General features: G+C 73.6%; 7 protein-coding genes. 5 read left to right on the top strand and 2 right to left on the bottom strand.

The features are described from left to right. From IE241_RS18285 to IE241_RS18275, 3 genes are all read left to right on the top strand, one after another. Complete coding sequence (locus IE241_RS18285) at positions 1–2469, top strand: 3-hydroxyacyl-ACP dehydratase (RefSeq protein ID WP_190022826.1); 2469 nt, start codon at positions 1–3, stop codon at positions 2467–2469. Beyond that, positions 2469–4079, top strand: a complete 1611-nt coding sequence (locus tag IE241_RS18280) for a PfaD family polyunsaturated fatty acid/polyketide biosynthesis protein (protein WP_190022825.1) — start codon at positions 2469–2471, stop codon at positions 4077–4079. Before IE241_RS18285 ends, IE241_RS18280 begins: the two co-directional genes overlap by 1 nt. A 208-nt stretch (positions 4080–4287) precedes the next feature. Beyond that, complete coding sequence (locus tag IE241_RS18275) at positions 4288–7056, top strand: discoidin domain-containing protein (RefSeq protein WP_190022824.1); 2769 nt, start codon at positions 4288–4290, stop codon at positions 7054–7056. A gap of 64 nt (positions 7057–7120) precedes the next feature. Here the strand turns inward: IE241_RS18275 and IE241_RS18270 are convergent, their stop codons facing one another. Continuing rightward, positions 7121–7777 (bottom strand): HAD-IA family hydrolase, encoded by a 657-nt coding sequence (locus IE241_RS18270; protein WP_190022823.1) that lies wholly within the window; start codon positions 7775–7777, stop codon positions 7121–7123. Positions 7778–7964: 187 nt separating this feature from the next. Continuing rightward, positions 7965–10427 (bottom strand): tetratricopeptide repeat protein, encoded by a 2463-nt coding sequence (locus IE241_RS18265; RefSeq protein ID WP_190022822.1) that lies wholly within the window; start codon positions 10425–10427, stop codon positions 7965–7967. A gap of 405 nt (positions 10428–10832) precedes the next feature. Between IE241_RS18265 and IE241_RS18260 the strand changes: the two genes are divergently transcribed. Then, positions 10833–12101 (top strand): Rieske 2Fe-2S domain-containing protein, encoded by a 1269-nt coding sequence (locus IE241_RS18260; protein ID WP_229899482.1) that lies wholly within the window; start codon positions 10833–10835, stop codon positions 12099–12101. 41 nt (positions 12102–12142) lie between these two features. Further along, on the top strand, positions 12143–14611 hold the full coding sequence (locus IE241_RS18255; RefSeq protein WP_190022820.1) for an ATP-grasp domain-containing protein: 2469 nt from the start codon (positions 12143–12145) through the stop codon (positions 14609–14611). Positions 14612–14621: the final 10 nt, after the last annotated feature.

The raw sequence follows: 14621 nt of genomic DNA, 5'->3' as shown, positions 1-14621 counted from the left end.
ATGGACGAACTCGGCTTCGAGGGCACGCCGGTGGGCCGCGTGCCCGAGCCCGTCGCCACCGTCGCCCCTGCCGCGCCTCCGTCCCCGGGTACGGAGGCACCCGAACCGGACGGGCGGGTCCGCGGCGGCTTCGCGGACCCGGACGCCCTCGCCGTCGGCATGGCGCAGCAGGTGCAGCGGGCGCACGCGGCCGTCGTGGAAGCCCACCGGGCGATCAGCGCCTGGCAGATGCGGCGCGTGACCTCTCCGGCCTCTCCGCCTGCGGCGCCCCGGCAGGTACCGGATCGCCCTGCGCCGCCGCCGTCACAAGTCCCCGGCGGCCTGGACTTCGGCCGCGCCCTGAGCAACCTGAAGGCGGACTGGTCGGCCAACGCGAAGGGCAGGGCACGGGATTCGGAGCCCGCGCCTCCGTCTCGCGGAGCCGCCCTCACCCCGTCCCCCTCTGACTGGTCCCGCCTCGGCGGCCCGGCTGCCGTCGTGCACGCGGCGGCCGCGCGGCTGCGCGGGACCGGGCCCTCGACGTCCGGGCACGTGGAGGTCACATGGCACAGGCTGCCGCCCTCCGGGCCGGTGCCGGTGCCCCTGCGCACGTCGTACCACCCCGGCGGGACCGGCGGGACCGGCGGCCCGGCGCACTGCGACGTGCACGACGAGGAGGACCGCAGGCTCCTGACCGTGTCCGCCGGCCCGGCGAGCGGCAGCCCGTCGGACCGGCCCTGCACCGCCCGCTACCCGCGGGAGTTCAAGCCCCCGGCCCGTACGTCCGTCGACCGGCTGTCGGCCGGCGACCTCGACGCACTGGCGCGCGGTGAGGGGGCGGCGGTCCTCGGCAGCGCCTTCGGCCAGCAGCACGTGGCGCCGGAACTCCGGCCCGAACAGTGGCCCGAGCGGCTGCTGGAGGAGGTCAGCGGGATCGCGCCGCGCGGCGGGCACTGGAAGCAGGGATCGCTGACCGCCACCACCCGCCCGGCTGCCGACGGGGACTCCTGGCCCTTCCTGCTGGGTGCCGTCACCGAAACCCTGCGGGTGTTCCTCTTCCACCGAGGCGTCCACCTGTGCCTGCCGGGAGCGCACGCGGTACCCCTGCCGGACGCCACGGCCCACGTGGAGCTGATCGGCCCGGCCGCCGGCCCGTTGACGCTGCGCGTGGAGGTCAGCGGAACGGGCTGGATCCCGCGCCCCTTCGTCACCGCCGACGCGGAGGTCACGGCCGCGGACGGAGAGGTGGTGGCCCGGCTGCGGGACGTGGGCGTGGCGCTGTACGGCAGGCCCGAGCTCGACCCCTGGCTCCACGTCGGCGATGCGGGCATCCGGCTGACCTCCGGCGGCAGCCCGGCGTACTCCACCGAACTGCACATGGCACACGCGTCCGAGGGGGACGTGGCGCAGCTGGCCGCCACGAGCGGGAAGTACGACGCCTCGCTGTGCCCGGTACGCCCTCGCCTGCCCCGGGGCGACTTCCTGATGATCGACCGCGGGGTGGACGTCAAGAAGGGAACGGCGGCGGACAGGACGGGCGCGTGCGGCGTCACCGAGTACGACATGCCGCCCGACCCCTGGTACTGCCGGGAGAACGGCGCGCGATCGGTGCCGGCCCTGGCCCTGATGGAGATCTCGCTGCAGCCGGCGGGCCTGCTGAGCGCCCTGGCCCTGGACGTGGCCCTCCAGCACCCCGACGAGCCCTACGTGTGCCGCAACCTCAACGGGAAGGGCACGCTGCTGCGCGACGCCGACCCCCGCGGCACGACCGTCACCCAGCGCATCACCGTGCTGTCGGTCACCGACCTGCCGGGCGCGACGCTGCACCGCTACCGCTTCGAACTGAGCACGGTCGGCGAGCCGTTCTACAAGGGCGAAGCTCTGCACGGCTACCTCACCCAGGCAGTGCTGGACCTCCAGCAGGGCATGGACAACGGCCGCTGCGTCCCCCCGTGGCTGGACCGGCAGGGCGCGCCGCCGGACGGGCTGCGCAGGCTGGACGCGCGGGGCGACGCGCGGCTGGGCACCGGACGGCTGGCACTGCTGGAGGACCTGGTGCTCGTCCCGGACGGCGGCGAACACGGAGCGGGGTACGTGCTGTGCACCAAGCCGGTGCGCGCCGACGACTGGTACTTCGACCACCACTTCTTCCGCGACCCGGTGATGCCCGGCTCGGCCGGCGTGCAGATGCTGTTCCAGCTGGTGCAGGCGTTCGCCCTCCACACCGGGCTCACCGACGGCCTGCCCGGCCCGGAGCTCGGCCTGGTCACCGGCGAGGAGCTCGCCTGGACCTACGGTGCGCAGATCCTGCGCGAGCACCGGCAGGTCCGCGGCGAGGTGCACATCCGCAAGGTGACCCGGAAGCGGGACCGGCTGCTGATCCGGGCGGACGGCAGCGTGTGGCGCGACGACCTGCGGATCTACCACGTACGGAACATCGTCCTCGGCAACCGGCCGGCGCAGCCGACGGGCCGGAAGGGCAGCGCCTGATGGACCGCACGACTGCCGTGCCCGGCGCCCCCGGGAGCGTGCCCGGCGCCCCCGAAGGTGTGTACAGCGATCCCGAGGGCGTGTACCGGGTGCTGTCGTCGCTGGAGGTCCCCTGCCACCTGGTGCGCAGCGGCGGCCGGGTGGGCATGTGCCAGGTGCCGCCGCGGGGAGCGGAGGTGCTGGCCACCGCGGGGGCGATGCCGCCCGAGCGGCTCGGTTCGCCCGGCTTCCTGCACCGGCACGGCCTGCGCCTGCCCTACATGGCGGGGGCCATGGCCGGCGGCATCGCCGGTACGCGCCTGGTGGCCGCCCTGTCCCGGGCCGGCGCCCTCGCGGCGTTCGGCTCGGCGGGGCTGCCGGAGGGGCGGATCGACGCGGCGCTGGGCGAGCTGGCCCGGGAGCCGGGCGACGGCCCGTACGCGTGCAACCTCATCCACAGCCCGGCGGCGCCGCACCTGGAACGGATCGTGGTGGACCTGTGCCTGCGGCACCGGGTGCGGTGCGTGGAGGCGTCGGCGTTCGTCCGGCTCACGCCGGAGCTGGTGCGATACCGCCTCACCGGGCTGCGGCGCGACCGGACGGGCGGGGTGTGCGCGGAGCACCGCGTCATCGGCAAGGTCTCCCGGGAGGAGACGGCGGAGATGTTCCTGCGGCCGGCGCCGGAGGCGCTGGTGCGCGCGCTGCGGGACCAGGGCCGGGTGACCACCGAGCAGGCGGAGCTGGCCCGTTCGGTGCCGGTGGCCGACGCCGTCACGGCCGAGTCCGACTCGGGAGGTCACACCGACCGCAGGCCGCTGACGGTGCTGCTGCCCGCGCTGGCACGGGTGCGGGCGCGGGTCGCGCGAGAGTACGGCGACGCGCTGCCGCCGGTGCATCTGGGGGCGGCGGGCGGCATCGGCTCGCCGCACGCGGTGGCGGCGGCCTTCGCGCTGGGCGCCGACTACGTGGTCACCGGCTCGGTGAACCAGGCCGCAGTGGAGGCGGACACGTCGGCGGCGGTCAAGGGGCTGCTGGCGGAGGCCGGGATCGCCGACTGCGTGATGGCACCGGCCGCCGACATGTTCGAGCAGGGCATCCAGGTGCAGGTGCTCGGGCGCGGCACGATGTTTCCCGCCCGGGCCGGGCTGCTGTACCGCCTCTACCACGAGCACGGCGGCCTCGACGAGCTGCCGGACACCGAGCGCAGGCGTCTGGAGGAGCGCGTGCTGCACCGGTCGCTGGACCGGACGTGGGCGGACACGGCCGCGTACCTGAAGGAACACCATCCGGACTGGCTGGCCCGGGCCGAGCGCGATCCGAAGTACCGCATGGCCATGGTGTTCCGCTGGTACCTCGGTATGACCTCCCGGTGGGCCGTCACCGGAGCACCGGAGCGCGCGGGGGACCGGCAGATCTGGTGCGGCCCGGCGATGGGGGCGTTCAACGTCTGGACCGCCGGCACGGCCCTGGCGGAGCCTGCCCGCCGCGAGGCCGCGGTGGTCGCGGAGCATCTGATGCGCGGAGCCGCCCACCAGACGCGGGTCGGCCACTTGCGGGCCACGGGCGCCCGCATCCCGGAGGCCGGCGCGGAGTACCGCCTGCCCGTGGAGCACGGCGGGCGTCCTCGGTGAACAGGCCCTCGACCACGTCGACACCGGGACCCTGATGGCGCAGCTCACCGAGCGGGCCGCCGTCGCCCGGGCCAGGATCGAGCTGTTGGTAGGGTCGGGCATCGCCTCGCCTTCAAGAACCTTATGAGTTACCGAGGGTATTGACGTTTATCGTTCATGAAAATTATGGTCTCGGGACTCTCGCCGGAGAACAAGACGACGGAGACCAATGACGTACTCTCCCGACGCGCGGCCGCGCCCCGTCCGCCTGTCCGCATGGCTGCTCGCAGGCGTGCTCGTTGCCTCGGTGCCGCCCGCGGCCGCCGCGCCAGCACCACCACCCCCCACCGCCGACCGTCCCCCCGCCTCCGTCGCCCCGCCGTCCGGCAGTTGCCGGACGGATGACGGCTGGACTCTCGGGACCAGCCGCATCGACCCCGACGACACCCACCACGCCTACGTGGGCAACGGCTACTTGGGGCAGCGCGTGGCGCCCAACGGCACCGGCTACACCGACAGCAGCGCCAAGACCGGCTGGCCGCTCTTCACCCCGAGTTACGACGGCTCGTTCGTCTCCGGGCTCTACGCGCACAACCCGCAGACCGCCGGGGACCGGCAGGCCGTCGCGGCCCTGCCCACCTGGACCGGGCTCACCGTCGGCACCGGCGGCCAACACGCCGATACCTTCAACTCTTCGACGAAGCCGGGTCGTATCTCCGGCTACCGTCAGACCCTCTTCCTGCACTGCGGCATCGTCCGGACCTCCCTGACCTGGACCGCCGCCGACGGGCGGAAGACCGACCTGGTCTACGACGTACTGGCCGACCGCAACGACCCGCACGCGGGCGCCGTCCGGCTGAGCATGACGCCGCGCTGGAGCGGCGAGGCCACCGTCACCGACCTGCTCGACGGGCGCGGCGCCCGGCGCATCCGGCAGACCGGCGGCGGCGACCGCACCACAGCCACAGCCGCAGGCCGCGACGGCCGGACCATGGACGTGGCCTTCCGTACCGACGGCACGGACACCGACGGCGCCGTCGCCTCCACCCTGCGCGCCGGACAGGGCGTGCGCACGGCCAAGGCCCGCCCGGCGGATGCGGCCAAGGACCTGAGCGCACAGCAGTCGCTCACCTTCCCCGTCCGCGAGGGCCACGCGTACGAGCTCACCAAGTACGTGGGCGTCGACACCGCCCTGACCTCGCGCTCGCCCCGCCAGGACGCCACGGCCGCTTCGCTGCGCGCCGCCCGGCGCGGATGGGACGGCCTGCTGAGCGCCCACTCCGCCGCATGGGCCCGGCTGTGGCGCGCCGACATCGAGGTGCCGGGGCAGCGCGACCTGCAGGCATGGGTGCGCTCCGCACGGTACGGGCTGCTGTCCAGCACACGGGAGGGCGCCGCCAACAGCATCGCCCCGGCCGGGCTGACCAGCGACAACTACGCGGGCCTGGTGTTCTGGGACGCCGAGACCTGGATGTACCCGGCCCTGCTGGCCGCCTCGCCCGAACTCGCCAAGACCGTCGTCGACTACCGCTACCGGACCATCCCGGGAGCCCGCGAGAACGCCCGCAAGCTCGGCTACCAGGGGCTCTTCTACCCCTGGAACAGCGGCAGCAAGGGCGACCTCGCCCAGGAGTGCCACAGTGTGGACCCGCCCCACTGCCGCACCCAGATCCACCTCCAGTCGGACATCTCCCTCGCCACCTGGCAGTACTACCTCGCCACCGGTGACACCGGCTGGCTGCGCGAGCGCGGCTGGCCGGTCATGAAGGGCATCGCCGAGTTCTGGGCCGGGCGCGTCACCCGCAACACCGACGGCAGCTACTCCATCAAGGACACCGCCGGCCCCGACGAGTACAGCAACGGCGTCGACGATGCGGTGTTCACCAACGCCGGAGCCGTCACCGCGCTGCGCCACGCCACCCGCGTCGCGCAACTGCTCGGCGAGCGCGCCCCGGAGGAGTGGACGGCGATCGCCGACCGGATCCGGATCCCTTACGACGCGCAGCGCAAGGTCTTCCTGCAGTACGACGGCTACAGCGGCAGCAAGATCAAGCAGGCCGACACGGTGCTGCTGATGTACCCCCTGGAGTGGCCGATGCCCGAGGGCGCCGCGGCGAGCACCCTCGACTACTACGCCCAGCGGACCGACCCCGACGGCCCCGCCATGACGGACTCGGTCCACGCCATCGCCGCGGCGGGCACGGGCGAGCCCGGCTGCTCGACGTACACCTACCTGCAGCGCTCCATCAGGCCGTTCGTCCGCGGCCCCTTCGCGCAGTTCTCGGAGGCCCGCGGCGCCAAGGCGGGCGCCGAGGACCCGCTGGCCGGCTCGCCCGCGCACGACTTCCTCACCGGCAAGGGCGGTTTCCTGCAGACCTTCACCAACGGCCTGACCGGCATGCGGATGCGCGAGGACCGGCTCCGCCTCGACCCGATGCTGCCCCCGCAGCTCGGCCGCGGCGTCACCCTGCGCGGCCTGCGCTGGCAGGGCCGCACGTACGACATCGAGCTCGGCGCCCACGAGACCACCGTGCGGCTCACCGACGGCGCGCCCATGACCCTCGACACCCCGCAGGGCGAACAGATCCTCACCAAGGGCGCCCCGGCCGTTCTCAAGACCCGCCGCCCCGACCTCGCGCCCACCGGCAACCTGGCCCGGTGCACCCCCGTCACCGCCTCCTCCGAGGAACCCGGTATGTACGCGGCCGCCGCCGTCGACGGCAACACGTCCACGGCCTGGGTCCCGGACGGGCCGACCGGCACCCTCACGACCGACCTGGGCAAGCCCGTACCCGTCACCAAGGTCACCCCGACCTGGAACGGCCCGGCGCCGGCCTCGTACGATGTCCGGATCTCTCCCGACGGCCGGCACTGGCGCGACGCCGCCGCCGACGCGCACACGGGCAAGCAGGAGTCTGCGCGGTACGTACGCGTGGTCGTGCGCGGCGATGCCGCCGCCAAGTCCCGTACGGGCATTGCCGAGCTGACGGTCTCATAAGGCGGTCGGCAGTCGGCAGTCGGCTGGGCGGGCGGGCCGGGGAAGGCCGGGGCGAGCGGCCCGCTCAGCCGACGGTGATCTCCAGGTCTCCGGCCTCGTCGACCCGCGCGGACACGGCGGTGAGGTCGGCGACCGTGGCGTCCGCCCGGAGCTGGTCCGGGCGGTGCGTCGTCGTCAAGGCGACGGTCGCCATGCCGGCCGCCCGTCCGGCCGCAAGACCCGCAGGCGCGTCCTCGACGACGACGCAGCGGGACGGGTCGACCCCGAGCCGCTCGGCCGCCAGCAGGAACGGCTCGGGGTGGGGCTTGTAGTGGGTGATGTCGTCGTCCGACGTGATGAGGAACTTGGGGTGAATGCCCGCCTGGGCCAGGCGGGTCTCGGCCACACGCCGGCTGCTGGACGTCACCACGGCCCAGCGGTCCTCCGGCAGCGACGCCAGCAATGCGGCCGCCCCGGGAACGGGCGTCACGCCACCGGCCAGCGCGTCGGCCACCTCGGCATCGACCAGACGCCGGAGCCCTTCGGCGACCTTCTCGGCGGGCAGGAGAGCGGCGACGATCTCGGCAGCCGGCCGGCCGTGCACCTCGACGCGGGCCATGGCCTCTTCAAGCGTCATGCCGTACGACTCGACCCACCGGCTCCAGACGTGCTGGACCGACTGCAGGGAGGAGACCAGCGTTTCGTCACTGTCGAAGAGAAGGGCACTCGCCGTAAATCGCATGGCTGGGAGCGTACATGGCGTGAACATGCAGGTGAGCTGGGCGGTTGCCGTCCCACCTGCCTGCATGGTGCCCGCTCTGTCACAGCAGGAGCCGCAGTGCCCTTCGGGCGGCTGGTGTCGGTCAGCCAATCCCGGGGCTGGTGTGCCGCTCGCGGATCGCGGGGCCCAGCCGCGCGAGGCCGGCGTCTCAGGGGGCGGGAAGTGCCGGGCGCCCGGCTCGTGAGCGGGCAGGCTGTCCCGGACCGTCGCCGCCCGCCGCCGCGCGGCAGGGCGCCAGCCCGGCGAGGGAGCGCCGGACGTCCTGTTCGCGCGGATCCGTCAGCGCTTCGTAGATCGCCCATGCCCGCAGCCAGGCCCGCCGCGCCTGCTGCGCGCGGCCCTGCAGGCTCAGGCAGATGCCGAGCTGGTGCAGGGCCTGCGCGGTGCCGGCGAGCATCCCGGTGCGGCCGTGGAGCTCCAGCGCAGCGCGGTAGCAGTCCTCCGCGCTCGTGTGCTCGCCCAGCTCCCGGTAGGCGGTCCCGGTGAGCGTCCAGGACGACGCCTGCAGCCACAGCGAGCCGTGCGTGCGGTGCAGCTCGCGCGCCCGGGACAGCGGTGCGAGCGCCGCCCGCGGCCGGCCCTGCGCCAGGAGCGCCTCGCCCACTCCGATGAGCGCCATCGCCGTGCCCCAGCCGCTGCCGGCCGCCGTGAACAGCTCCAGGGCGCGCTCGACGTGCCCGTTCGCCTCGGCGACGCGGCCCTGCCGCATGCAGGACAAGGCGTAGCCCAGGAGCACGCCCCCTTCGCCGGTGTGGTCCCCCGCCGCGGCGAACCGCTCGATCGACCGGCGGTAGTGCCCGTCCGCCGTCGCATGCTGCCGAAGACCCGCGTGAGCGCTGGCCAGGACCAGCTCCGCGCACGCCTCGGCCAGCGGCGCCCCCGCGCCTGCGCCGACGGCGCTGCGGGCGATGCGCCCGGCCTGCAGCTGATCGTGATGGTGGTGGCGCAGGAACGAGAAGCTCCAGAGCGCGTGGGGCAGTTGCCAGGCCACCGCGCTGCCCGCCGCGCGGGCGGCCCGCGCACAGGCCAGCAGGTTCACGCGCTCCTCCTCGTACCACTCCAGTGCCGCGGTGACGGACGCGAAGCGCAGCGGGCGGCACCCTTCGGAAAGCGGATCGAGCGGCACGCGGTGGCGTCCGAGCCCGAGCAACTGGTCGGCAGCGGCCTCGGCGGTGTGCAGGTACCAGCCGAGCACCCGCCCGGTGCAGGCCGCCAGGATCTCCGGGGACTCCTCGGCCTCGGCGCGTTCCCCCGCGTACTCCCGCAGCAGGTCGTGCATCCGGTACCGGCCGGGCGCGACCTCCGCCACCAGATGGGCGGCGTGCAATTCGCCGAGCAGGCGTGACGCGACGGCGGACGGCTCGCCCAGCAGGGCCGCCACGGCGTCCACTCCCGCCACGACGCCCGGGTGACGTGCCAGCAGCCGGAACGCCCGCGCCTGCTCCTCCGGCAGCGTCCGGTACGAGCAGGCGAACACCGGGCGCACCGCCGTCTCGGCCTCTCCCGGCACCGCCAGGGCGTCCAGCCGCGAACTCGCCCGGCCCAGCTCCTCGGCCAGCGCGGCGGCGAAGACCTCCCCCCGGTCGGCCACCCGCTCGGCGGCTATGCGCAGCGCCAGCGGAAGGTACGCGCAGCGGTGCGCGATGGCGGCCAGCACGACATCGCCGCCGGGGGAGCCGGCCGGCACGGCCTCATGAGACAGCGGAGCCGGAAGCACCGCTGCCGGGGACACCGCGCGCCGGTCGAGCGCCCGACGCAGCAGCAGCACGGCCTCGTCGGCGGACAGCGGCTCCAGGCTCAGGCGCATCGCGTCGTGCCGGACGCTCAGGCCCGTCAGCCGCCGTCTGCTGGTGACCAGGACGAGGCTGTGGCCCGTGCCGGGCAGCAGCGGCGCGACCTGCAAGGCCGAGTCCGCGTCGTCGAGAACCATGACCACGCGGCGCTCCGCCAGGACGCTCCGCAGCAGCGCCGCGCGCTCGGCCGGATCGACGACGACGTCCTCCGGCGCCGCCCCGAGAGCACGCAGCAGCCCCGCGGCCACGTCGCCCGGCACCGCCGGGCTGCCGTCCGGGCCGTGCGCCTGCAGGTCGGTGAAGAGCGCCCCGTCGGGGTACGACGGGCCCAGGCGCCGGGCCAGCGAGACGGCGAACGTGGTCTTGCCCGCGCCGCCCATCCCGTCCACCACGAGCACCGTCGGCCCGGAGTGCCGCGCGAGGAGCGCCTCCGCACGGGCCAGTTCGCCGTCCCGGCCCCACATCTCCCCGGCGGCGGGCAGCTGCGCGGGGACGGGACGCCGGGGGCCCCCCGCCGCCCGCGCCTCCTCGGTACGGGCCTCCTCGGTACGAGCGTCCGCCGTCCGGGCCTCCGACGTCCGGGCCTCCGGCTCGCGGCAGCCCAGCGCGGACGCTTCCGCCGCCGTGACCAGCCGCGTCAGCTCGCCGTCCGTGTCCATCACGCGGTCGCACAGCCGGGCGACCTCGGGGGAGACCGCACGGGTGCCGTTCTCGACCCGGCTCAGATAGCTCTTGCTGTAGTTGACGAGCTGCGACAGCTGCGCCAGCGACCACCCGCGCTCCGTGCGCAGGGCCCGGATCCGCTCCCCGATCAGCACCCGTTTCCCCCCGGCACTCCTGTCGGCCGCCCTGCCGTGCGCGCCGCCCCGTTTCTCACCCTACGTCAGCTCAGCCGACCGTGTCCGTGCAGGTGAGAGGCGTGTTCCGGCCCGGGGCACCCGCTCCGGTGCCGCCGTTGTCAGCCGTTGCCCAACCGCTCGGACAACAGGCAACACCTTGAACACCGGTGGCGTCGCGCCACAGGCTGTCCACAGGAAAGAACGGAATTCGCTTCCACGGTCCTTTCCGGCCACCTCTTTCCCAATCCCCTTCCCAACCCCCTTTCCACCCCCCCCTGATTCCCCCTTTCCCCTCCTTTCCATGCTCCTTTCCCCATTCGTTTTCACGGCGCGAAAGACAGGATCACAGTGCTGTCAGCGGAGAAGAACCGGACCTTGACGGAAGTGGGCCCCGGCACGCCCATGGGTGAACTGCTGCGCAGGTATTGGCACCCGGTCGCCCCGGCCATGGAGCTGCGCGAACGGCGGGTCAAGCCGGTCAAGCTGCTGGGCGAGGACCTCCTGTTGTTCCGCAAGCAGGACGGCGGCCACGGCCTGATCTCCCGCCACTGTCCCCACCGGCGTGCCGACCTCGCCCTCGGCTGGGTCGACGGCGACGCCCTGCGCTGCGCCTACCACGGATGGGCGTTCGACGCGAGCGGCCGCTGCGTCAGCCAGCCGTTCGAGGAGGCGGGCCCGTCCGGAGGGTTTCGCGACAAGGTCCGCACGGCCTCGTACCCCACCGCGACCCTCGGCGGTCTCGTCTGGGCCTATCTGGGCCCGGACCCCGCGCCGCTGCTGCCGGACTTCGAACCCTTCAGCTGGAGCCACGGCTTCGTCGAGGTCATCATGACGGAACTCCCGTGCAACTGGTTCCAGTGCCACGAGAACGGCGTCGACCCGGTCCACTTCGAATGGCTGCATTCGAACGGCAACGTGGTGCGCGGCAATCCCGACGCCCGTGACTACGTCGCGACCCATCTGGACATCGAATTCCTGGAGTTCGCGTACGGATTCGTCAACGGCCGGGTGGTCGACACGGTCAACGCCCCGAAGGGCGAGTACGCACGCACCAGCAACGTGGCCGACGGAGGAATCCTCTGCCTGTGGCCGTACACCCTCGTCTCCGGCAGCACGATCGAGTTCCGCGTGCCGGTGGACGAGCGCCGCACCCTCAACATCACCTGGCAGTACTCCGTGCTCCCGGACGACGCGCCCACCGGCGAGCAGGGCTCCGACACGGTCCCGTACTGGTACGGCCCCTACACCGACCCGGCGACCGGTGACGTCATCATGTCGCACACCCTGAACCAGGACTTCGCGACCTGGGCGGGCCAGGGAGCCGTCACGGACCGGACCCGTGAGCAGCTGGGGCGCAGCGACGCGGGCATCACCATGCTGCGCCGCCGGTACTTCGAGGCGATGGAGCAGGTCGCCAGGGGCGAGGACCCGCCGGGAACGGTGCGCGACCCCGAGGCCAACGTGAGGATCCAGCTGCCGATCCACAGCAAGTCCTACTACACCGAAGGAATGCCTCGCGCCGTCTTCGAGGAGAAGCTCGCCGCCCGCAAGCGCAGCGGGCTGTTCGGGATCGGTGGATTCCACTCCGTCCAGGCCGGCCGCCCGGAGCACCTCCAGGCGAAGTACGAAGAGATCGCAGGTATCGCGGAGTGATACGGAATTCTGTCGTCAAAAGCGTCCTGATCATCGGGGGCATGCGCACGGAGGTGCTGGAGGCGGCCCGGAACGCGGGCCTGCACATCACCTACATGGGCCCGGAGTCCTCGGTGACCCAGCGCCACCACGATCTGGCCGATGCCGTGACCGCGGTGCCCGGGCTCACGCCCGAGCAGGCCGTCCGTGCCGCGATCGCGCTGCATGAGGCGGCGCCGTTCGACCTGGCCCTGACAGCGGGGGACACGTACCTCCAGGCTGTCGCGCAGATCAACCACGTACTCGGGCTCGGCGCGAACGCCCTGCGGACGATCTCGGCCGTCAACGACAAGGCGCTCATGCGCGACGTCCTGCGGGGCACGGTCGTGCGGCAGGTCGCCGCCGCGACGGTGCGGAACCGGGACGACCTCCGGGAATTCGCCGCGGCCCACGGATTCCCGGTGATCCTCAAGCCGGCCCGGGGGAGCGGGAGCAGCGGCATCCACGTCATCGGCGACCCGCCGGAGCTCGAAAGCGCGGCGGAGGAGCTGGACTTCAGCGGCACCGGCGACAGGGAAGGCATTGGCGACGGGGAGGGCGCGGCCTCGTGGGTGGTCGAAGAGTTCCTCGTGGGCCGGGAATTCAGCGTCGAGACCCACAGCACCGCCGGCGAGCACCACCTCCTGGCCGTCACCGAGAAGTTCACGAACGACAACCGCGTCGAGATCGGCCATGTGGTGCCCGCGCGCATCACGCCCGCGGAACGTGCCGCGCTCGCCGACGAGACGAAGGCGGTGCTGACCGCCCTCGGCGTGCAGGAGGGCCCGGGACACACCGAGATGATCCTCACCGCACGGGGGCCCCGTCTCATCGAGACGCACACCCGCCCGGGAGGCGACGCGATCGTCGAGCTCGTCCGGCTCGCCACGGGCTTCGACATCCACCAGCTCACGTTCTCGTGGCTGTCGGGGGAGCCGGTGGACATGGTGCGGGAGCCGTTCGCCGGCGCCGCGGCCATCTGGTTCTGCACGCCTCCGGAGGGCCGGGTGACGGCCGTCGGCGGCGTGGCGGAGGCTCTGGCCTGCGAGGGAGTGGAGGACGCCGTCCTCACGGCGGCGGTGGGCGATGTGATTCCTCCGGTCCGGACTTCGGAGGACCGGGCGGGCTTCGCCTTCGCCACCGGAGCCGACGCGGACACCGCCCTGGCCCGGGCGAAGGAGTCCGTCGCGCAGTTCGCCGTGGAGCTCGCCGACGCCGCGGACACCACGCCCGCCGTGGACGCCGCCGAAAGGCCGCTGTTGCTGCTGATCGGCAGCGGCGGGCAGGTCTGGCGCGAGTACATGCTCCGGTCGATGGCGACCAGGTACCGGGTGCACCTGTTCTGCCCGGAGCCTCCGACCTGGGAGCTCCCCTACATCGAGGGCCACGGCGTGGTGGACACGCTGGACGTCGAAGCGATGACGGCCCTCGCCCGGGCCGGTTCGGCTTCGGCTTCCGCTTCCGCTTCGGAGGAGTTCTCCGGGGTGCTGACCTACGAGGAGACGCGGGTGGAGGCCGCCGCCGGGCTGGCCACCGCGCTGGGCCTGCGCACCAGCCCGCCCGAGGCGGTCCGCGCCTGCCGCGACAAGTACGCCGGGCGCGAGGCGCTGAGGCGCGCCGGGGTCCCGCAGGCCGAGTCGATCGCCGTCGCCGGCCTCGAAGAGGCCCGGGAGGCCGCCGACCGGATCGGCTATCCGGTGGTCGTCAAACCGCGCGCCCTCTCGGCCAGCTGCGGCGTGACCTTCGCGGCCGGTCCGGAGCAGCTGGAGGAGGCCTTCGAGGAGGCCGGCCGGATCTGGTTCGACGAGGTCGCCACGTACGAGCGCCCGATCCTGATCGAGGAGTTCCTCGACGGCCCGGAGATCAGCGTGGAGGCCGTGTGCCGCGACGGCCGCGTCACCGCCCTGTTCGTGGCCCGCAAGTCGCTCGGATACGCCCCCGGCTTCGAGGAGACCGGCCACCTGGTCCTGGCCGGGGACCCGCTCCTGGACGACCCCCGCCTGCTGAAGGTCCTCCAGGACGCGCACACCGCGCTCGGGCTCACCGATACCGTCACCCACACGGAGCTGCGGCTGACCGGCGACGGACCGCGCGTCGTGGAGATCAACGCCCGGGTCGGCGGAGACCGCATCCCCTACCTGGGCGGGCTCGCCACCGGCGTGGACATCGGCCTGATCGCGGCCGACCTGGCCGTCGGCGCGGTGCCGGACACCGAACCCACGCGGTCGGCCGTCGCCGCCATCCGCTTCCTCTACCCCGACCGGGACCTGACGACCGCGTCCGTCGAGGTCGACCGCGACCGGCTCCCGGACGCTACCCACGACGTCCAGGTCCTGGCGGGCCCGGGCAAGGAACTCCGGCTGCCGCCCAAGGACCCCGTCCGCTCCCGCTACGCCTTCGTCATCGCGGTGGCCGGGACGGAGCAGAGCTGCGCGGCAGCGCTGGACGAGGCGGCCGCGGCCGTGACCGTCCACGGCACCCCGCTCGCCTGACGACGCCGTC

Source organism: Streptomyces hiroshimensis (assembly GCF_014650335.1).
Taxonomy (GTDB): Bacteria; Actinomycetota; Actinomycetes; order Streptomycetales; family Streptomycetaceae; genus Streptomyces; species Streptomyces hiroshimensis.
The sequence above is the reverse complement of the archived record's forward strand: the minus strand, read 5'-3'. Positions and strand labels throughout refer to the sequence as shown.